At 69.6% G+C, this 18920-nt stretch carries 16 protein-coding genes; 5 read left to right on the top strand and 11 right to left on the bottom strand.

Going from position 1 to position 18920, the window contains the following annotated elements; all coding sequences use genetic code 11:
• Window positions 1-60 precede the first annotated feature (60 nt).
• Window positions 61-2442: a CaiB/BaiF CoA-transferase family protein gene (locus tag G3T38_RS15740; RefSeq protein ID WP_163773266.1), complete on the top strand. Its 2382-nt coding sequence runs from the start codon at window positions 61-63 to the stop codon at window positions 2440-2442.
• Between the two features lie 33 nt (window positions 2443-2475).
• On the opposite strand, the gene G3T38_RS15735 is transcribed toward G3T38_RS15740, so the two are convergent.
• The gene (locus G3T38_RS15735) at window positions 2476-3687 is read right to left on the bottom strand and encodes an FAD-dependent oxidoreductase (RefSeq protein WP_163773265.1); all 1212 of its coding nucleotides are present in this window, start codon (window positions 3685-3687) and stop codon (window positions 2476-2478) included.
• Complete coding sequence (locus tag G3T38_RS15730) at window positions 3684-4742, bottom strand: amidohydrolase family protein (RefSeq protein ID WP_163773264.1); 1059 nt, start codon at window positions 4740-4742, stop codon at window positions 3684-3686. Before G3T38_RS15730 ends, G3T38_RS15735 begins: the two co-directional genes overlap by 4 nt.
• 174 nt (window positions 4743-4916) lie before the next feature.
• Here G3T38_RS15730 and G3T38_RS15725 point away from each other — a divergent pair, with 174 nt between their 5' ends.
• Window positions 4917-5759, top strand: coding sequence for an IclR family transcriptional regulator (locus tag G3T38_RS15725; protein WP_163773263.1), 843 nt, complete (start codon window positions 4917-4919; stop codon window positions 5757-5759).
• A 73-nt stretch (window positions 5760-5832) separates the two neighbouring features.
• Here G3T38_RS15725 and G3T38_RS15720 read toward each other — a convergent pair whose 3' ends face one another.
• From G3T38_RS15720 to G3T38_RS15705, 4 genes are all read right to left on the bottom strand, one after another.
• On the bottom strand, window positions 5833-6900 hold the full coding sequence (locus G3T38_RS15720; protein WP_163773262.1) for a DODA-type extradiol aromatic ring-opening family dioxygenase: 1068 nt from the start codon (window positions 6898-6900) through the stop codon (window positions 5833-5835).
• A 53-nt stretch (window positions 6901-6953) separates the two neighbouring features.
• Window positions 6954-7925: an alpha/beta fold hydrolase gene (locus tag G3T38_RS15715; RefSeq protein ID WP_163773261.1), complete on the bottom strand. Its 972-nt coding sequence runs from the start codon at window positions 7923-7925 to the stop codon at window positions 6954-6956.
• Window positions 7926-7979: 54 nt separating this feature from the next.
• Window positions 7980-9176 carry an FAD-dependent oxidoreductase gene (locus G3T38_RS15710; RefSeq protein ID WP_163773260.1) on the bottom strand — a complete coding sequence of 399 codons (1197 nt, stop codon included), beginning with the start codon at window positions 9174-9176 and terminating at the stop codon, window positions 7980-7982.
• A 63-nt stretch (window positions 9177-9239) separates the two neighbouring features.
• On the bottom strand, window positions 9240-9554 hold the full coding sequence (locus G3T38_RS15705) for a non-heme iron oxygenase ferredoxin subunit (protein ID WP_163773259.1): 315 nt from the start codon (window positions 9552-9554) through the stop codon (window positions 9240-9242).
• Between the two features lie 206 nt (window positions 9555-9760).
• Here G3T38_RS15705 and G3T38_RS15700 point away from each other — a divergent pair, with 206 nt between their 5' ends.
• The 3 genes from G3T38_RS15700 to G3T38_RS15690 all read left to right on the top strand — a co-directional run bounded on the left by G3T38_RS15700 (window position 9761) and on the right by G3T38_RS15690 (window position 13711).
• Window positions 9761-10564, top strand: coding sequence for an alpha/beta hydrolase family protein (locus G3T38_RS15700; protein ID WP_163773258.1), 804 nt, complete (start codon window positions 9761-9763; stop codon window positions 10562-10564).
• Window positions 10564-11901, top strand: a complete 1338-nt coding sequence (locus G3T38_RS15695; protein ID WP_163773257.1) for an aromatic ring-hydroxylating oxygenase subunit alpha — start codon at window positions 10564-10566, stop codon at window positions 11899-11901. The genes G3T38_RS15700 and G3T38_RS15695 overlap by 1 nt, the downstream gene beginning before the upstream one ends.
• A 178-nt stretch (window positions 11902-12079) precedes the next feature.
• Window positions 12080-13711 (top strand): long-chain-fatty-acid--CoA ligase, encoded by a 1632-nt coding sequence (locus G3T38_RS15690; protein ID WP_163773256.1) that lies wholly within the window; start codon window positions 12080-12082, stop codon window positions 13709-13711.
• A 299-nt stretch (window positions 13712-14010) separates the two neighbouring features.
• Here the strand turns inward: G3T38_RS15690 and G3T38_RS15685 are convergent, their stop codons facing one another.
• The 5 genes from G3T38_RS15685 to G3T38_RS15665 are packed head-to-tail and all read right to left on the bottom strand — an operon-like array spanning window position 14011 to window position 18903.
• Window positions 14011-15363, bottom strand: a complete 1353-nt coding sequence (locus G3T38_RS15685) for an ABC transporter substrate-binding protein (protein WP_163773255.1) — start codon at window positions 15361-15363, stop codon at window positions 14011-14013.
• A gap of 25 nt (window positions 15364-15388) precedes the next feature.
• Window positions 15389-16558 carry a branched-chain amino acid ABC transporter permease gene (locus tag G3T38_RS15680; RefSeq protein ID WP_163773254.1) on the bottom strand — a complete coding sequence of 390 codons (1170 nt, stop codon included), beginning with the start codon at window positions 16556-16558 and terminating at the stop codon, window positions 15389-15391.
• Window positions 16555-17451 carry an ABC transporter permease subunit gene (locus G3T38_RS15675; protein WP_163773253.1) on the bottom strand — a complete coding sequence of 299 codons (897 nt, stop codon included), beginning with the start codon at window positions 17449-17451 and terminating at the stop codon, window positions 16555-16557. The genes G3T38_RS15680 and G3T38_RS15675 overlap by 4 nt, the downstream gene beginning before the upstream one ends.
• 10 nt (window positions 17452-17461) lie before the next feature.
• Window positions 17462-18169, bottom strand: a complete 708-nt coding sequence (locus G3T38_RS15670) for an ABC transporter ATP-binding protein (protein ID WP_163773252.1) — start codon at window positions 18167-18169, stop codon at window positions 17462-17464.
• The gene (locus G3T38_RS15665; protein ID WP_338037697.1) at window positions 18166-18903 is read right to left on the bottom strand and encodes an ABC transporter ATP-binding protein; all 738 of its coding nucleotides are present in this window, start codon (window positions 18901-18903) and stop codon (window positions 18166-18168) included. The genes G3T38_RS15670 and G3T38_RS15665 overlap by 4 nt, the downstream gene beginning before the upstream one ends.
• Window positions 18904-18920 lie beyond the last annotated feature (17 nt).

Below are 18920 nucleotides of genomic sequence, written 5' to 3'. Positions count from 1 at the left end.
CTCCCCGCTGTCGGTTCCGGTCGTCGGAACCTGGTGTGGGGGCGGCGGGAGGACCGGGCGATGCTCCAGGCCCCCGAGGTGAGGAGAGCCGTGCTCGACGACGTTGTGATTCTGGAGATCGGTACCGGTGCGGCGGTCGGTTACGCCGGCAAGCTGCTGCGGGACGCCGGGGCGACCGTGGTGCTCGTCGAGCACGACGGTGCCTCGGAGGTCTCCGAGGCTGCCGCGCGCGACCTCGACGCGTACATGCACGGGGGCAAGCGGTCGGTCACCACCCGCACCTGGGACCTCGCCGCCGAGCACCCGGCCCTGGTGGCGCGGGCCGACGCAGTCGTGTGCGACGACCCGCGGCTGCTCGAGGTGGCTCGGTCGCTCCGGAACGCCTGTCCTGACCTGGTCGTCGTCTCGATCTCCGACTACGGGTCGACCGCCCCCCCGACGCCGGCCAACGAGTTCACGCTGCAGGCCGAGGCGGGCCTGACGGCACTCCACCCGACCGGAGACCTCCCTCCTGTCGTCACAGGTGTGCCCCTCGGGGACCTCGCGTCAGCGATCCACGCGGCCATCGGGGTCGTGGCCGGGATGATGTCGCGCGAGGCGGGCGGCGGCGCGGAGGCGGCCACGGCGCCGGTCGACGCCGATGTCTCCCGCTACGAGTCCCTGGTCTCCTCGCTCCAGTTCCCCTGGGTCTTCGCCCAGCACGAGCAGCACACTCCGTACGCCATCCCCGTGGCCCCCGTACCGGGTATCGAGGAGGCGGCCGACGGCTGGGTGTGCGTCGTGTGCGTGACGCCGCAGCAGTGGATCGACTTCCGCACGATGGCGGGAGTGCCAGAGCTCGCGTCCCCGCGCTACGACCAGCTCATCGACCGCCAGGACCTCATCGACGAGCTGACGCCACTGATCAGGAGCTACACACGACAGCACACCGTCGACGAGCTGGTCCGAGCCGGCGCCGCCGCGCGTGTGCCGATCGTTCCGGTCAGCACGTCGACGAGCGTCCGGGACCTGCCGCCCTACGCCGAGCGCGGCTCCTTCGTGACTCACCCGGACGGTTTCGTCCAGCCGCGGCCCGCCCACCGCGTCGACGGCGTCGTCTGGGAACCGATGCCGCGCCCGCACCGCGGCGAGGCCGACGCTGCGGACTGGGGACCACGGCCTGCTCGGCAGCGACGATCGCCCGGCGACCCGCAGCGGCCGCTGCGGGGCACGCGCGTCGTCGAGATGGGCAGCTTCCAGGCAGGCCCCCTCGTGACCCGCGCGCTCGCAGAGCTCGGCGCCGACGTCGTCAAGCTCGAGTCGGTGATGCGACCCGACCTGCTGCGCTTCGGCGGCCCCCTGGCGGGCACGCCCGAGGCATGGGAGCTCGGCGCGTCGTTCACCGGGACGAACTGGGGCAAGCGTTCCCTCACCGCGGACCTCAAGGACGCCGACGGCTCGGAGATCGTCCGTCGGCTCATCGCCAGCAGCGACATCGTCGTCGAGAACTTCTCGCCGCGCGTGCTGGACTCCATCGGCTTGGACGCGGCGGGCATCGAGGAGCTGCGCCCGGGCGCCGTGGTGCTGCGACTGCCCGCGTGGGGGTCGGAGGGTTCCTGGCGGGACGTGCCCGGGTTCACCTACTCCGCAGACGCAGCCTGCGGCATGTCCGACCTCACGGGCTACGCCGACGGTCCGCCGACGGTGACGGGCACGACGATCGATCCGATCGCTGCCGCGAGCTCCACGCTGGTCGCGCTCGCCGCCGTGCGCCGCCAGGTGCTCTCGGGCCACGGTGCACATGTCGAGATCCCGCTGTGCGACGTCGCCATCCAGCTGACGGCAGCACCGGTCATCGCCTCGAGCCGCACCGCAGTTCCCATCAGCCGCCGCGGCAACGACTCCGTGTCGGCGGTGCCGCAAGGTGTCTACCGCTCGAAGGACCAGCGCTGGGTCGCACTGTCGGTCACCGACGAGCAGCAGTGGTCGTCCTTGTCCGCTCTCCTGTCGCAGGACCTGCGGAGCGCCTCGCCGGTCGACGCCCCTGGGGGCACGCTCGCATGGCGGACGGACCACCGGGACCTGGTGGACCAGGCCGTTCGCGCTCTCGTCGCATCGTCCTCGGCTGAGGACGTCCTCGAGACTCTCCGGGCTGTCGGCATCCCCGCCACCGAGCTGGGAACCGGCCTCGATGTGCACCAGGACCCGAGGCTCATCGCTCGCGGTCGGACGATGACGCTCCCCCACGTGCTCAACGGCGACGTGGTGCACCTGCGAGCTCCCGTTCGTCTTTCCTTCGACAGCGGCGACCTCCCACGCCACTCGCCGCTGTTCGGCGAGCACAACCACGAGGTCCTGGGCGAGCTCGGCTACTCGGCCGACGAGATCGCACGGCTCGAAGACGCAGGCAAGATCGGCGTCTCCCCCTTCGGCCTCCCGACCCGACGCGTGGCCGGCACCTGAGAACGGCGTGGTCGAGTCCTGGGCCCCAGGGCCTCAGGTCTCGACCACGCCGAACAGGTCGGCGTGCGCAGATGCGAGGAGCAGGTCGCGGCGCCGATCCCGATCCCGGACCGCCTCGCGGTAGGGCGCGAGCTCACGCTCGACGCTCCTCTGGTCCTCGAGGTCGAAGATGACCTTCTTCTGCTCGGCGGACGCTGGCGAGAGATGGTCCACGAAGATGGAGCGCCGCACCCGGGACCAGGAGTCCAGGATCCTGTCGCCACGAGTGCTGCCGGGCGGCTCGGCAGCCACCTCCACGAGGGCTGCGGTCGCAGACAGCGCGTCGCCCACACCGGACAGCACGCCCATGGACGTGGACGGATTGGTCACGTGGGCCGAGTCGCCGACGAGCAACACCCGCCCCACACGGAAGGTGGGCGCCGACCGTTCGTGGATGCGGTGCGCGGCATGGCTCACCACTGCCTCCACCAGGTCGGGTCCGAGGCCGGCCGCGATCCGCGTGGGCATCCGCTGGTCGAGCAGCTCTTCGGGGAGCGCGCGGTCCTCGGCATAGACGTAGCGCCACGCATCGGTGGCACCGACGCGAGCGACGATCGCACCGAGGCGGGGGTCCGCGACCGCTCCGGCACCGGCGAGGCCGAGCTCGGCGATGGGGGCCTCCAGCTCGACGGTCACGAGCCGCTGCGGCCAGGTGATACCGGGGAACCCGAGTCCGAGCCGACGTCTCACGACGCTGTGCGCGCCGTCGGCCGCAACCAACCAGGCCGCGTCGACGTCGAAGCCGTCTCCGTCGTCGTCGCAGCTCACCCGAACGCGTTCGGCATCCTGATCGACGTCGATGACCGTGGCGCCGAGCCGGAGACGGACCTCCGGCTCCTTCTGCAGGTGGCGCAGGAGCACGTCCGTCAGCTCTGCGTGACCTACCTGCAGGTTGTAGGGCCACGGCGTGTGCGAGGCCAACACGTCGAGGTCGAGGCTGAGCAGGTCGCCCCGGGCACCGACCCGGAAGAAGATGGACGGACTAACGCTGCCGACGGCGAGGATCTCGCCAAGAACTCCCAGACGGTCGAGGAGCGGGAGCGTGACCCAGTGGTGGTGAACGTCACCGGGCGACGATCCACCGACCGCAGGGCGTGCCTCGAGGACCGTCACACGAAAGCCGGCCCGAGCGAGGCTGAGCGCCTGGATCAGGCCGACCGGGCCTGCACCGACGACGACGACGCTGTCCTCGGATCCGCCGCTCATGACGTCTCGGCCGGCTGCGTGGTCGACGGGCTGCCCAGCCCCAGCAGCTCCGCGGCGTTCCTGTGCAGCACCCCCTCCCCCTGCGCCCGCGTGAGAGCTCCGGAGGCGACAGCGTCGCCGACGAAGTCGCGGGCGCCCGCGGTCACCGCGGGGAAGAAGGGATGGTCCGTACCGAGGACCACCTTGTCCGGACCGAATCGGTGGACCAGGATCCGGAGGTGCTCGGGATCGAGGACGAGGGTGTCCACCCACAGCGACCGCGCGCGATCGTCGGACATCGCCGGGTCTCCCCCGTTCCAGACCTGGTCGCCGAGCCGCAGACGCGGGTAGCTCCAGGCGAAGCTGCCGCAGCCATGAGCGAGGACGACCTTGAGCGCGGGAAAGCGCGCCAGCACGCCGCCGAAGACCAGTCCGCCGGCGGCGATCGCCGTGTCGGTCAGCATGCCGAGGCCGAAGTCGTACGGCTGTCCCGCGCGCCTGACCACGCCGCCGCCGCCGTCCATGGGGTGCACGAAGACCACGGCACCCAGGTCCTCGGCCGCAGCCCAGAACGGGTGCAGGCGGGGGTCGTCGAGGTCGACGCCCTCGACCGATGTGCCGATCTCGACGCCGAGCAGTCCGAGGGTGGCGACGGCGTGGTGCAGCTCGACGACCGCCCGCTCGACGTCCTGCAGCGGCACAGCGCCCAGACCGCGCAGGCGGCTCGGGGCGGTCGCCACGTCTTCTGCCAACGCGACGTTGACGGCACGGCAGTACGCCGCGGCGTCGGCTGCGTCCGCCCACGTGCACAGCATCACGGGGACCGGCGAGACGACCTGGACACCGATGCCGGCACGGTCGAGTGCCAGCAGCTTGGTCTCGACGTCCCACAGGTCCGCGGTCACGTGCCGGAACACCGCATCGCCGACCATGATCTGTCCACGGCCATCGGTGCCGGGACGGAGGTGCGGCCAGCGCGGCCCTGTCGGAGTGGTCGAGCTCTCGGTGAGCGCGCGGGGGAAGTGGTGGGCGTGGAGGTCGATCATCGGACTCACCACGGCGTCGTCGAGGGTCAAGCTGCACCTTCCAGGTCAGGACTGCGTCCACCGTAGGAACTCGACACAGGAGGGCAACGACGAGTTCTAGCCACCGAAACGCTGCCGCGCAGAGCGGAGCCACAGATCCCTTGATCCAAGGTGACTATCGTCATAGATTGCGCTTCACATCAACGATGATGGGAGCGCCACTCGATGAACGCACGATCGAACGAGACAGGCGGCGAGGTCGCCTCGATCTTGAACAAGGCCTTCGAGTTGCTGTACTCGTTCAACGACAGCAACCGGGTGATGACCCTCAGCCAGCTGAGCCGCGCCTCGGGGCTGCCGAAGTCGACGGTGCACCGCCTCCTCGCCCGGCTGGTCGACCTGGGCGCGCTGGAGCACCACCGCTCCGGCTACAAGCTGGGGCTGGGTCTCCTGCAGCTGGGGGCAACCACCCCCGCTGCCAACATGCGTGAGCTGGCGATCCCCTTCCTCGTCGCTCTCCAGCGGTGGTCCGGACTCACCGTCAGCTTCGCCGTGCTCCGCCAGTTCGACATCGTCGTCATCGAGCGGCTCTCACCCCTGGGCGAGACCTTCAACCTCGGCCGCGTCGGCGCACGTCTGCCGGCCAACTGCACGGCTGCCGGCAAGGCGCTGCTCGCCGAGGAAGATCTGGACGATCTCCTGGCGTTCATGCCGGAGCGTCTGCCTCTGCTCACTCCCCAATCGATCACCGACTCGAGCGAGTTCGTCGAACACCTGCGGATCGTCCGGAAGTCCGGTGTCGCACGGGAGTACGGAGAGGCCCAGGTAGGTCACGAGAGCACGGCGATGGCGGTGGTCGTCAACGGTGTCGCCGTCGGTGCCCTGACCCTGTCCGGGCCGTCGGGCAAGGCCGGTGGGACGGTCTGCGGTCGCACCGAGGAAGCACTGCGGCGCACGGTTCGGCAGCTCGAGACGCGCTGCACGGAGTTCATCGGTGACGACGACGAGCGCGCACGTCTGCTGCCGCGCACCATCACCGATCCTGCTCCGTGGGACTCGACCGGCTGACTCCCACGCCGCGCAGGTCGAGACGAGGTGGGCCCGACACAGGACGGTCGGGCCCACCTCGTCTCGTCGGGCGTCAGCGGAAGGTCGCGAACGCCTTGTTCGAGTTGAAGACCTCGGTCTCGACGAACTCGCTGCTCTCGAGCTCCAACCCGAGCTCTGAGACCGCGCCCAGCAGGCAGAACCAGTTGAGCATCTCGTGCTGGCCGGCATCGACGATGTCCCGCACCGTCCGCGACGTCCACACGTCGTGGTCGCCACGGACCATGGCGTCGTAGAGCTCGCGGTCTGCCGCAGTGTCAGGACGCAGGTGCCAGTCCTTGTCGTTCAGGAAGGCGTGCGACCAGCTCGCGGAGGCCACCAGCGCGACCCGCTTGTCGCTCTTGCGCACCGAGCGACCGACCGCGCGACCGAACTCGTAGCACCGCTGCGGCGAGGGACCGGGCGGGTCGAGGTCTTCCCCTCCCAGGATCTCGGCGAAAGGAGCGATCCCGCCACGGCGGGCGATCACGTGCTCGCCGTAGCAGTTCACGGCGACGGACACGATCGGGTACGGGAAGGTCTTGCCCACGTTCTCGTAGTCCAGGAAGACCTGGGTGTTCGCGAAGGCGTGCGGGAAGTGGTGGATGTCCCGCCGCGGCTCGTAGGAGTACGCCACGTCCACCCCGTCCGCCAGCACGTCCTGGGCCAGCTTCTTGGCATAGGGCTGGTTGCCCCGCATCACCATCCGCTGACCACTGGGGAGACCCCACGCGTTCGGAAGCGACATCACGTCCAGCACCGCGAGCTGGTCCACCTCGGTGTCGGGGTACGCCAGGATGCAGAACGAAGGAATGACCTCCTCACGGAAGTTCTCGTACTGGTCGTCACCCCAGACGATCAGCAGGTCCGGCTCGAACTCGTCCAACGTCTGCCTCGCTGCGGCCAGGTTGGTCAGCAAGGACTTGCGGTGCCCGGCCGCCGCGGCCGCACCGCGGTCGTCGGACCACTCCTGCTGCGCGAGATCCGACCAGTTGGCCGGGTCCTTCCGATCGTCGGGGATGTCGGGATCAGTGAGCACCTGCGACATGAGCGCCGCCATGTACTCGTCCGTCGCGGCCAGCAACGGGTAGTGGGTGATTCCCAGGCCGATTGCTTCTCCCATGATCAAGCCTCCTCGTGGTCACGCGTGATGTGGGTGGTGTGCGTTTCTGGAGCTCACGCGGGGGCGACGTACGCGCTGATCTCGGGACGTCGATCGGACACGCCGGCAGCGTCGGCAGTCGCGCGCGACACCTGGCCGTCGCGGAAGAACTCGACGAACACCGGGTTGAACAGGTCGGGCCGGTCCGTCTGCCCCTGGTGCCCGCAGTCGTCCGGGTAGAAGAACTGGACGTTGGGCAGGCGGTCCTCCTGCACGTAGCCCCACTCGACCGGCGTGAGGATGTCCTGACGACCGTAGAGATACAGACCCGGGATCGTCATCTGGTCGAACCGACCCTTGGTCGACATCCGGGCCTTGAGGTTGGGGTCGCTCCACTCGGCGAAGTTGGCGAAGGCGTGGATGTTGGGGAGGAGGATCTTGTAGCCCTCTGCGTGACGGGACGCCGCCTGGTAGCGCATCTCGACCAGGTCTTCGCTGACCGTCTCGGGACGGTGGAGGATTGCCGCCATCATCTTGCGCATGCCCTCGCGCGACCCGTCGTAGAAGGAGAGGTCGAGCCGGCCGCGCGGCTTCTCCTGGTCGTCGACGATGTCACCGATGTCACCAGCGATGAGGATGTAGCTGCGCACGCGCTCCGGGTGCGCCGTCACGTACGACACGGTGTTCATGCACCCCATCGAGTTGCCGGCGATGTGGAACGTGTCCAAGCCGACCGCGTCGACGAAGTCCTGGATGAAGTCGACGTGGTCGTGGAGGCCGCGCGGACGGTACTGCTCCGCCGGGTCGGACAGGCCGAATCCCGGCATGTCGGGGCAGTAGACGCGGAAGCCCGCCTCGGCCAGCGCAGTGGCGGTGAAGCGCCAGCCGGCTGCACCCGAGCTGCCGGGCAGTCCCCCGTGCAGCAGGACCACTGCCGGACCGTCCTCGCCAGCGAACATGTAGTGAGCCTTCGCCCCGTTGCCGAGCCGCGCCCAGAGGCTCGACATACCGGGGACCTCGATGATGCCCTCAGCGGTCAGTGCCATGAATCGTTCTCCTTCGAGGTTGTCGCGAGCCGCGGATGCGACTCGTCGGGTGTGTCACGCGCGGACGGCAGCCGGGACACCGAGCTGGAGCTCGCAGACAGGCGTCCGAGCGGCGACCGCCTTGCGGCAGCGCATCAGGGTGCGGGCGTCGTCGAGCACGAGCGCCCCGACGGTGCGTCCGTCGTCGTCGGCGAAGATCGCGACGAACGCAGCCTCCGTGACCGAACCGACGAGCCTCGCGGCTCGGCCTGCCCGCGGTGTTCCGACGATCTGGATGCGCCGCCCGTACTGGTCGGACCAGACGTACGGCGGTTGCGGTCGGGGCGGCGCACCTCCGGTGATCGTGGCGGCCACGAGCGCCGCGTGCTCGTTCGCGTTCGTCCAGTGCTCGACGCGAACCGGGCGTTCACCGAAGGGCATCGGCCAGCGCGCCACGTCTCCCGCGGCGTACACGTCCGGGAAACCGATGACCCGCAGCTGCTCGTCGCAGAGAACCCCGTCGTCAACAGGCAGTCCCGAACCGAGCAGCCAGTCGGTCGCCGGAGCGGCGCCGATACCGACGACGACGAGATCCGCGTCGAGCCGGCGACCGTCGGTGAGCCGGACCCCGGTCACCCCACCGTCACCCTCCAGCCCCGCAACCCCCACACCGGCGTGCACCACCGTGCCGTTGAGCTCGTGCAGCCTGGAGATCTCCGTCGCCACCTCGACGCCGAAGAGATGGGTCATGGGGACGTCTTGGGGCTCTACGAGGTCGACCGGGAGACCCTGCGCGCGAGCCGCTGACGCCACCTCGGCGCCGATGAACCCGCCGCCGACGACCACGACCCGCCGGCCGGCCGCGAGGGAAGCGCGCACCGCCGCGGCGTCGTCGTACGTGCGTACGGTGTGGACACCGGCCAGGTGTTGCGCACCCGGCAACGAGCGGGGTGTCACCCCGGTCGCGATGACCAGCCGGTCGTAGTCGAACGACTCCCCCGTGGACGTCCTGACCACGCGTCGCTCCGCATCGAGCGACGTGGCCCGCACACCGAGCCGGAGCTCGACGTCGAGTGCGACGAGATCGTCGTTGCTGAGGAGCGGCACGGGCTCGCCCGGCTCGGCGAGGCACTCCTTCGACAACGGCGGCTTGTCGTACGGCTGGTGGAGCTCCTCGCCGATCAGCGTGATGGCGTCGCGGTGCCCGACCATGCGGAGGGCCTGCGCGGTGCGGATGCCCGCGACCGAGGCCCCGACGATCAAAGTGGTCACGCTGCGAAGGTCGCAGTGGACACTCCCCTGCCTCAACGCCCTGTGCCGGTGGCCGGAACCGGGTCAGACCACGACGTAGACGCGGCCGTCCGCGGCTACCTCCACCTCGAACGTGGCCAGTGCGACGGTCGCGGGGAAGCAGAGCGGCTTGCCCGTACGGATGTCGAAGCGCGCCATGTGGAGGGGACAGGTCACCTCCTCGTCGTCGAGGTCGCTGTCGGTCCCGAGTGACCAGTCTTCGTGCGTGCACGTGTCCGCGGTGGCAAAGAAGTCGCCGGCCTCGTTGCGGAACACCGCGACGGGGGGATCGCCGGGCACGGTCATCGACGTGCCCGGCTCCAGCTCGTCGCTGGCACAGGCGAATCGCCGCTCCTGCATCGTGGTGGACCTTCTTCTCGCTCGGGGGCGCGCGCCCGGAGCCGCAGCGCCCGTGGGGGCCTCACCCTCCGGGACGCTGGCGCCGCGCACGAGCGAACGTCCCGTTCGCTGGAACGGGCGCCAGTTCCGGTGCCTGGGACGTCGGCTTCCCCGCGGAACGAGTCGTGTCGATCATCGGCGGTTCCGACGCACTGGAGGACCGACGCTTGCAGACTGCTGTGACCATCACCCCACGACGGGAGCGCTGGGCCCACGCCGGCACGCCCCTGGACGTGGCTGAGCTGTACTTGGGAGGCATCCCCCGCGGCGCCGTCTTGGTGCTCTGTGCCGAGGACCAGTGCGACGGGGACGATGCGGTCGTGCTCAACGCCCTCGCAGAGCACGGGTACGAGGGCCTCGCGGCAACCCCGCACGGCGACGTCAGCGCAGACGCGCTGGTCGCCGCCGCAGCGTCGCTCTCCGGTCGCCTCGCCGCACGGGGATGGGAGGCCGCGCAGATCGGTGTACTGGCATTCCGGATCCCCGTGGCGAGCGCCATGCGGCTCAGCGCTGCGACCGGGGCGGGTGCGCTGGTCACGGTCTCGCCCGTGGGTCTCACCGCCGACGCGCGCGGCGAGCTCGATGCCGCGCTCCCCCCTCTCGTCAGCGCGACCCGCTCCCCCTGGCTGGTCCTGTCGGGGGAGGAGGACCCGGCCGCACCCGCGTCGGCCCTCACCGACCTCTCCACCCTGCTGGCGGCGCGCGGGCCGCGCCACTCGCAGGTGGTGAGGTATCCGGGCGTAGGAGCGGACCTGTACCTGCGCTCGACCGAGCCGCTCGAGCTCGCCGCCTCGTTCGACCACCGTCAGCGGATCATCGAGTGGTTCAACGCCCAGGTCGAGCCTCGTCCCACGCCCCTCGCCGTCGCATGGCGCGAGCGTCGCGGGGCGAGCTCATCGCACGGTCCGCTGCCCGCGGCCCCGATCCACCACGCCGACGCCCACGACCCGAGAGAAGAAGGTGCTGACTGATGTCCGAGTACGTGATCGACGATCGAGACACGCCGAAGTTCAAGATCAACCGCTCCACGATGGTCGACTCGGCTGTGCTCACGATGGAACGTAGCCGCGTCTTCGACAAGAGCTGGCTCTACGTGGGGCACGAGTCCGAGCTGCCCAAGCCGAACAGCTTCAAGACCCGGACCCTGTCCGGCCGCCCGATCATCTTCACGCGCGACCACAAGGGCGAGATCCGCGTCTGGCTCAACTCCTGCCCGCACCGCGGAGCGATGTTGTGCCGCGACAGGTCCGGCAACGCACGGTTCATGACGTGCTTCTACCACGGGTGGTCGTTCAACACCGCTGGCGAGCAGGTCTCGATGCCGGGCGACCACGCGTACGGCGCGGACTTCGAGCGGCCCGGGCTCGCGGCGCCGCCGCGGGTGGAGTCCTACCGCGGTTTCGTGTTCGCGAGCTTCGACCCCGACATCGTCCCGCTGGTGGACTACCTCGCGGGTGCTCGGGAGTACCTCGACCTCATCGTCGACCAGTCCGAGGTCGGCATGGAGATCATCGAGGGCACCCACGAGTACTCCTGCCGCGCCAACTGGAAGCTGTTGGTCGAGAACAGCGTGGACGGGTACCACGCCATGTCGACGCACCAGCGTTACTTCGAGATGGTCATCGCGGCACGCGGCAACTCGGTCGACACCTCGTTGGTGGGCAAGGAACGCAGCATCGACCTCGGCAACGGGCACGCGGTCTTCGCCGCTCCCCCCGGCGGCGAGGACCTGATGGGCCGTCCGTTGTCCGAAGCCGGCAGGGCCGAGCGCGCCGAGCGCTACGCGGACGTCGCGGAGCGTCACGGCGAGGGCTGGGCCGACCGCCTCCGAGGCACCCGCAACCTCGTGATCTTCCCCAACCTCATCGTCATCGACCTCGTGATGGGCGTGCTCATCCGCAAGATCGACCCCGTGACGCCGGACTTCATGGAGGTCACCGCCTGGCACATCGTCCCGAAGGACGAGGGGCCCGACCTGCGGGCCCAGCGACTCGACAACTTCCTCACGTTCTGGGGCCCGGGCGGCCTCGCCTCCCCCGACGACGTCGAGGCACTCGAAAGCGCGCAGAAGGGTTTCGCGACCCACAAGGAGCTTCCTTGGTCGGACATCTCGCGCGGCATGAACACGGACATCACGACGGGGCAGGACGAGCTGCAGATGCGCTGTTGGTGGCGCCGGTGGAACAACCTCATGACCGGCGAGACCCACGCGCCCGAGCCCAAGGCTCCTCTGACGTTGCCGTGGTCGGCAGAACGCCTGGACCTCAAGGGAAACCAGGCGGGCACTCCGGCGATCCCCGCCGGCTGACACCCACCACCACCGATCAGCAGCGGGCGAGGTCGCCGCGGCCAGGGACTCCCTGCGCCCCGGAGGCCTCGCCCGTTCGTTTCCGGTCAACGAGACACCTGCTTGCCCTGGCTCGTGTGACCGCTTTCACTTTGCCTGTCCTGGTTGCCGAACAGCTGCGCCCCGGAGGAGTCCCTTCATGTCGTCCCGCCCGCCCCTCGTCCCTCCAGCGACGCAGGGAGGGGGGACCGCAAGTGCGGCACCGACCCGCACCTTCCTGGGATCCCTCGAGCTGACGGCCCTCGAGCGACCCGACGAGCGTGCCCTGGTGGGCACGGACGCATCCCGGACGTGGCATGAACTGCGGGAGCGCAGCGTCCGCGTGGCCAACGGGCTCCGCGCTGCGGGGGTGGGCCCGGGTGATCGGGTCGCCTTCCTCGGACGCAACTCGCTCGAGTACTTCGACGTCCTGTACGGGGTCGCACGCGCCGGAGCCGTTCTGACGGCCCTGAACTGGCGACTGTCGCCGCGGGAGGTCGACACCTTGGTCGAGCACAGCGACGCCAAGGTCGTCGTCGTCGACCAGGGTCTGCTCGACCTGCTCCTCGCCGCGCGTCCCGGCCTACGGGGGATCCCCACCACCCTGGTGTACGGGCCGAGCGCGAGCACCGGCCAGGGCCGTCCTGCTGATCCTGACCGTGACCTGCCCGGCGCCGCACCCTTCGACGTGTGGCTCGACGAGCAATCGTCCGAGGACGTCCTGCCTGTCGTACGGCCGGACGACCTCGCCACGCACACCTACACCTCGGGAACGACCGGACGACCCAAGGGAGTGGTCCACTCCTTCGCGAGCCTCCACGCGTCACTCGAACGCGCGTCACTGCTCGAGATCTCCGCCGACACGGTGTTCCTCGTCGCCACCCCCCTCTTCCACGCCAATGCCGCCTCGGGCGCGTTGACCGTGCTGCACGCCGGAGGCACGTGCGTCGTCGCCCCCGAGGCGCACCCGGCCGTACTGCTCGATCTCATCGAGCGCCACCGGGTGACGCACTCGGCCCTCGTCCCGACGGTCATCGACAACCTGGTCCGGTCCCCCGAGCTCGCGGCGAGGGACACATCCTCGCTGCGAACACTTGTGTACGCCGGGTCGCCGATGCCGCCCGGGCTGCTGGACAGGACCCGTGAGGCGCTTCCGGCGGTTCGGCTCATCCAGGTGTACGGGGCGACCGAGACCATCGGGATGACCGTGCTGACGCACGAGGACCACGAGCACCACGCCCACACCGCCGGTCGGCCGATGCCGGGTGTCACGCTGCGGCTCGTCGATCCGGTGACCGGCGTGGACATCACGGACGCTGGTCTCCCGGGCGAGGTGCAGGTCCAGTCCCCGACCGCCATGGCGGGCTACTGGCAGCGGCCCGATGCCACCGCGAGCACCATCACCCAGGACGGCTACATCCGCACCGGTGACATCGGCGTGCTCGACGGGGGCTACCTCACGCTCGTCGACCGGCTCGACGACATGATCATCACGGGTGGGGAGAACGTCTACCCGGCCGAGGTGGAGAACGTCCTCATCGACCACCCGGACGTGGCCGAGGTCGCGGTGGTCGGGGTGCCGTCCGAGAAGTGGGGAGAGTCGGTGCTCGCGACGGTCGTCCTGGTCCCCGGACGCACCGGCGCGGTGACGGCCGCCGAGCTGATCGCGTTCGCCCGCGCCCGGCTGGCGGCCTACAAGTGCCCCACATCGGTGCGCTTCGCCGACGAACTGCCGCGCAACGCCACCGGGAAGGTGCTGCGCAGCGCCCTACGGGCATCGGCGCGGTCGTAGGGGCCGCACCCAGGGCCGTCGTCATCAGACGGAGTTCCGAGGGTCAGGGACCTCTCCCGCCGCACCTGCCCCGGGTTGCGGCGTCGAGCACGTGAGCCGCACATGGACCACCCGGCTCGGCACACTGCCCGCCCGGGCTGCGCTCTCAGATCGCTGCCGCGGACCGACCCTCTCGGGCCACGCCGCTGGTCGCCTGCGCGGCACGAACCCGCCCCCGATGCCGAGTTCGGGGGCGCCGTGACGTGAAGCGCCCCGGGAGCCTGGGGCTCCCGGGGCGCTGCTGCTCGCATGAACGGGTATCAGTCGCCGATGCTCGCCTTGCCGGTGGTCTCGCCGTTGAAGTCGAAGACCTGGACCTTCTCCCACTGACCGTCGCTGAACTGGCTCAGCTGCGCCGACTCCATGGCGACCTGGTCCTGCGGGTAGTTCAGGCTGTAGGTCACCCCGGGCAGCATCGCCTTCGACTGGAACGTCATGTGGGTCGCGGCGTACAGGATCCCCAGCGGACTCGCACCCAGTGGCGACCCGTCTGCCTGCTCGATCGCGCGCACGAGCACCTCGATCTCGCTGAACCCACTCATCGTCGATCCGACGATCGGCTTGCCCGGCTGGTACTGCTCCACCGCGGCGACGTACTCCTGCACGCCCTCGTCGTCCTGCGCGGAGTCGAGCGCGGGGTCGTTGATGTACGTGCTGGCGAACACCCCGTCGGCAGCCGCGCCGGCCGGTTCCATCAGCTGGAGCACGGTGCACTGCGTCGTCAGCATGAACGCGTCCAGGTCCCAGCCCTGGTTGGCGACCTCCGTCATCAGGGACGAGCACTGACCGGTCGGGCTGGGGGCGGCGAAGAGCACGTTGGCACCGCTGGCCTTCATCGTGGTGACCTGTGCAGCCGGCGGAGCGGAGTCGGCGGCCTCGATCGTGGTCTCGGACACGACCTCGAGGTTGGTCCCCTCCGTCAGCTCCTCGATGGCCTCCAGGTAGTCCTCGCCGCTCTCCGTGTTCGCCGTGTACACGGCGACCTTGGCGCCATCGGGGAAGTCCTCCTCGAGGTGCGCGACCCAGGCGCTGACGTCGACGTACGACGGCAGCGACCACGGCACGGTGAATGGATAGTTCGTCGGGTCGTTCGCCGACCGGCCACCGCTGGTGGCAGCGATGAGCGGCACGCAGTACTGCTGAGCCACCTCGCGTGCAGCGGCCACGTTGGCGGTCCCGACCACGCCGTTGAGCACACCGACCTCGTCCGACTGCACCAGCTCCTGCGCCACCGCCAAGGTCTTGTCGGGGGCGAACTGGTCGTCCTTGACGATGAGCTCGAGCTCGACGGGAAGGTCGGCAGTCTCGTTGAAGTAGTCGACGGCCGCCTGCTGCGCGACACCGAGGGGCGCGACCGCAGGCGCAGCCGGACCGGTGAGCGCGAGCGGAGTGCCGATCTTCAGGGTCCCCGTCAGGGGCTGGGTGATGTCGGTCGGACACTTCGACAGGTCGATACCGAGCTCCTCGGCCGCCTCCTGAGCGGCGTTGCCGCCGCCTCCGCCGCCACCGGACCCGCCCGAGGAGCCGTTGCCGTCACCCGACGGCGATGCGCAGGCGGAGACGAGCGCGAGGAGCGCCACCCCCGACGCGGCTGTGATCAGTCTGGTCTTCACTTCTCTCCTTAGGGCTGGTACTCGATCAGTGGTTGCGAGCAGCGTCGGTGGACCCGACTCCGCTGCGATCGAGCTCGGGACGGTCGTCGGCCGGGGCCGACAGGTGGTGCCGCTCGGTGAGGCGCGGCTCCGATAGGGATGCGCGCGCGGCGCTGGGCACCGCCACGGGCATACGGGGCTCGACCCTGACGACCAGGCCGAGCAGAGTGCGCACGAGCCCCGCGAGCCCCGAGCGCAAGAAGAACGTGATCAGGATGATGATCACGCCGAACACGACACCGGCGAGATTCTGGCTGCCGTTGATGCTCGACAGCTCGGCCGACCACACGGGAACGAAGTAGATGAGGAACCCGCCCAGGACCGGGCCCCAGAAGGACGAGGCGCCGCCGATGATCATGCCGGCCAGGAAGTAGAGCGTGAGGAGGAGCGAGAAGCTCAACGGGGTGAGCAATCCGCTCGAGACGGCGAAGAGACTGCCCGCGAGACCGGCGATGCTGGCCGACGTCCCGAACACGACGACGCGCGTCCCCGTGCGGTTCACCCCCATGATCACCGCCGCGGTCTCGTTGTCACGCAGGGCGATGACGCTCCGACCGAACCGCCCGTTCATCAGGTTCCGGACGACCAGGCACGCCAGGGCGAGACCGGCCACGGCCAACCAGTAGTTCCAGTACACGCGCCCGTTGAATCCGGAGAAGTACGCGAGGTCCGGAGGCTGGTAGGTGACGCCGAACAACCCGGTGGATCCACCGGTGAGGTCGGCGAAACGAATCACCAGCGTGGGGAAGATCAGGCCGACCGCCAGGGTGACCAGCGCGACGTAGATCCCGCGCAGCCGCAGGGCCGGGAACGCGACGATCACACCGACCGCGAAGCACACCACGATCCCGACGAGGAACGACAACGCCGGATCGACTCCGTACCCCGTGGTGAGAACCCCTGTGGTGTAGGCGCCGAGGCCGAAGAATGCGGCGTGCCCCAGGGAGATCTGACCACCGAATCCCGCCAGCAGGTTGAGGCCGACGACCGCCATGGCGTACACGCAGGCACCGGCGATCTGGCTGAGCCGGAACGGCTCCAGCACGTAGGGCAGTGCGAACGCTGTCGCGATGATGGCGAGTGCACCCGCGATCCGGAGGCCGAGGTGGAGGGCGCTGCCCTCCACGATGACCAGACGTTGCTTGGCCGACGTCATACCCGCTCCACCTCTCGTGTGCCGAGCAGGCCGCTCGGCTTGACCATGAGGACGACCAGCAAGATGACGAGGGCGACCGTCAGCTTGAGGCTGTCTCCGATGAATCCGACGTAGCTCGCGACGAGGTTCTCCGTCACGCCGATGAACAGGCCGCCGATGACGGCACCGATGGGACTGTCGAACCCGCCGACGGTCGCCGCCGCGCAGGCGTAGATGATGAAGGTGAAGAACATGCTCGTCGAGAGCGTGGTGCTCGGCGCGATCAAGGGCCCCAGAAGGGCTCCGACGGCGCCGGCCAGCACCCAGCCCCACGCATTGACGCGGTTGACCCTGACGCCCACGAGCGACGCCGAGTCCGGATTGCTCGCGGCCGCCCGCATGGAGAGTCCGAAGCGGGTGTACCGGAAGACCGCGTAGAGCGCCGCGACCAGCACGAGGAGCACCACGAGGATGACCAGCTGCTGGTAGCGCAGTCGCACCCCCATGACCGGCACGAAGTCGTCGGGCGCATCGGGCACCACGGCGGGGAAGGACTGGGGGTCGCCACCCCAGATGAAGCCAGCGAGGGCATTGATCGCCAGGAAGAGACCGACACAGACGAGCAGGACGGAGTAATGAGCGTCCCGGCCGAGGGGCCTGATGAGGGTGCGTTCGATCGCTGCGCCCGAGAGGCCTCCGACGACGACGCCACCGAGGATCGCGAGCGGCAGCGGCACCCCGTTCGCGGCCAGGCTCCACGACACGAAGGTGCAGATCATGGCCAGCTCGCCCTGAGCGAGGTTGAGGGCCTTGCTGCCGCGGTAGGTGCAGACGAGTGCAAGGGCGAGGAAGGCGTAGATGGCGCCGTTGTTGATGCCCTGGACGAGGCGCGTGAGGAAGAGCTCGAACTCCACGGTGACCTCCTCAGTAACCCAGGTAGGCGGCGCGCACGGCGTCGCTGTCGCTGAGCTCGTCGGCGCTACCCGCCCGAGCGATGGTGCCCACCTCGAGGAGGTAGCCGCGCGTGGCGATCCCCAGGGCGATGGCGGCGTTCTGCTCGACGATGAGCATGCTCATGTCCCACTCCTCGTTGATGGACCGCAGGGAGGCGAACAGTTCCTGCGTCAGGCGCGGCGACAGGCCGAGGCTCGGCTCGTCGCACAAGAGCAGCCGCGGGCGGCTCATCATGGCCCGCGAGACCGCGAGCATCTGCTGCTCGCCCCCGGACAGCAGACCGGCCTTCTGACGACGGCGCTCCGCAAGACGGGGGTAGGTGGTGTACCAGCGGTCGAGGTCCTCGTTCACCCTCGCGCTGTCCCGGCGCGAGAGCGCACCCGTGCGGAGGTTCTCCTCGACCGTGAGGTCCACGAAGGTGCCGCGGCCCTGCGGTACCTGCGCCAGGCCCAACCGCACAATCTGCTCTGGCCCCGTGCGCGAGATGTCCTTCCCCTCGAAGAGGATCCGGCCGCGCCGCGGGATGACACCGGACACCGCACGCATCAGCGTCGTCTTGCCGGCACCGTTGGCGCCCAGGATGACGACGACCTCACCGGGACGGACGTCGAGGCTGATCTCGTGGAGCACGTCGCCGGCACCGTAGCCAGCGCTCACGCCCTGCAGCTCGAGGCTCATGCCGGCGTCCCCAGGTAGGCGGTGACGACTTCGGGATGCACCTGGATCTCGGCAGGTGTGCCCTCCGCGATCAGCTTGCCGAACGACATCGCGACCACCTTGTCCGAGATTCCCATCACCATGCCCATGTGGTGCTCGACGAGCACCACGGTGAGGCCGAGCTCGTCGCGCAGCTCGCGGATCAGCTCGCCCAGCTCGTGGACCTCGCCGTGCGTCAGCCCGCCAGCGGGCTCGTCGAGCATCAGGAGCTTCGGGGATCCGGCGAGGGCGCGGGCCAGCTCCAGCCGCTTCAGCGTGCCGTACGGCTGGTCCGCCGCCTTCTCGAAGGCCAGCTCGGCGAGCCCCAGACGCTCCAGCAGTGCGAACGCCTGCGCCCGCATCTCACGATCCTCGCGCGCCACCCCGAGTCGCAGGAGCGAGCGCAGGAATCCCGCGCGACCGTGCGGGTGCGCACCGGCCATCGTGTTCTCGAGGAAGGTCATCGTGGGGAAGAGACCCAGGTTCTGGAACGTGCGGGCGACCCCCAGTCGCGCAACCTGGTGGGCCGGGCTGTCCAGCAGGTTCCGACCGTCGAGCAGCACCTCGCCGGAGGTCGGCTGGTAGACCCGGCTGATGCAGTTGAAGAGCGACGTCTTGCCCGCGCCGTTCGGGCCGATGAGACCGCAGATCTCCCCCGACTCGGCCCGAAAGCTCAGGCTCTCCAGCGCGGTGATGCCGCCGAATCTCAGCGTCACCTCTCGTACGTCCAGGA

The sequence above is a fragment of the Nocardioides zeae genome (assembly GCF_010686755.1).
Classification (GTDB): domain Bacteria; phylum Actinomycetota; class Actinomycetes; order Propionibacteriales; family Nocardioidaceae; genus Nocardioides; species Nocardioides zeae.
The sequence above is the reverse complement of the archived record's forward strand: the minus strand, read 5'-3'. Positions and strand labels throughout refer to the sequence as shown.